The following is a 1,579-nucleotide window of genomic DNA, read 5'->3' on the forward strand; positions in this document are numbered from 1 at the left end:
AGTTACTGACTTCTAACTACACACCTTCTGAGGAGTTTCTAACAGACTTGAGAAATCAGCCGGAAAGGGTGAGCAGATGTAAGACCTATTTATTCTCTAAGATTCTCAAGCCTGGTGAATATAAGAAGAACTATGAGACCAGTTGGAAGAACTCAGAAGCTTTTCCCGGTTGTACTGTGGAGTCGGCACGATTGCTCAGAGAGTGTTCTTTGACTCAATTTACTTTCCAAAGTAAAAAACAGTTCGATAGTTGGGAAAGGGAGCAGAAGCGTCTCAGAGATAAAACGGGTCAATCCTACGAGTCTTGGTTTATTGATGATGAGGGATACCTTAACTTCCAAGAGATGATTGAGACCTTGGATGAGATGATTAGGCGGGGTGAGATGAAATTTTCATCATCTCGTGAAGCAAGTAAGCATTGGCATTTAGCTCGGGAATATAGTGAACATCCTGAATACAAGTGTTTGCTCAAAGCTAAACATCAATTGGATATTCGCTACGGCAGGGTACTAATTGAAGATGATGATTATACATCAACAAATCTATAAAGTCAATTAGATAGCGGGTATTAATCCCAAGGTATCTGGAGGGATAAAAACGTCCTCGCTTCAACTCGGTTTATATGGGGCTTGGCGTGTTTAGCTATCCCCATATAATAGGCTCAACACGCCAAACGTTTTCAAAAAATCCCTCAACCATGCGGGTTGTAGCTGACGGGTTTACCTGTTGAAGTCGGGTATTTTTTTTAAAATCGGACTTTCAACAGGTATGAGGGCTTAAGATTTGACAAATTTACTTAAGTGTGATTAAAACTTGATTTGTTACAACAATTTTACACTACCTTGAGTTTGAATAGAGTTGAGGCTCCCTCAATCTCTACTCTTTGACAAGACTTTCTTAAAATCCTGGCTGCACTATCTGGAGTGATATGCTTACCTCGCAGCCCTGGGAACTGATAGATAACTCCAGCTTTTTTCATAGCTACTGAGTATAGACCTTAGCTCCTGAATAATTGGGATAGTTCTGGTGGCAAGCTTACCCTTGGTGTTTTTCTTGCGGATGGTTAGATGGCAGCGTACTCTCTCAGACTTCTTATAGACATCTTCTGAAATTAAAGTGCAAGCTTCATTCACCCGGCAGCCACTGTAGAGCATTACAGCAAAGATACAGCGGTCTCTAAGCTAGGTTAGCCCCTGATTAAACAATAACTGGATTTGACATTGAGATAGGATTTTTCCTTTACCGTGCCTGTTTCGTTTCATCAACACTTACCCAGGTGTTCATGATTTACAGCACTTCAGTGTGTTTTGTCTTGCCCCAGCCACTGTCAACCTAATGAGGATGCATCTAAAATCCTAAATTAAATTCATGTCAACTTCATATAAATCATATTTATATGAAGATACCGTAAATTTTTCATAAAAGCAATTTTTTCATTAAAGTTATGAAGTACTATTGAAAACAAAATTATTTATCAAAAAAAAAAGATTTCTGAAAAAGGGTTCAGGGAAAAGCAAACATCAACCTCTGTGACCTTATTTACCAAGGCTTTAAGCCTTAAAGGTACAGTCCCAGCTCA

The 1,579-nt window shown here is 39.2% G+C and carries 2 protein-coding genes; one reads left to right on the forward strand and one right to left on the reverse strand.

The features are described 5' to 3' along the window. Positions 1–548: hypothetical protein (locus F6K23_RS40385; RefSeq protein WP_293166831.1), on the forward strand; the 548-nt coding region annotated here is incomplete at its 5' end. Between the two features lie 384 nt (positions 549–932). On the opposite strand, the gene F6K23_RS42715 is transcribed toward F6K23_RS40385, so the two are convergent. After that, positions 933–1,166: a hypothetical protein gene (locus F6K23_RS42715; RefSeq protein ID WP_375340833.1), complete on the reverse strand. Its 234-nt coding sequence runs from the start codon at positions 1,164–1,166 to the stop codon at positions 933–935. Positions 1,167–1,579: the final 413 nt, after the last annotated feature.

The organism is Okeania sp. SIO2C9 (assembly GCF_010672455.1).
In the GTDB taxonomy this organism is placed as follows: Bacteria; Cyanobacteriota; Cyanobacteriia; order Cyanobacteriales; family Microcoleaceae; genus Okeania.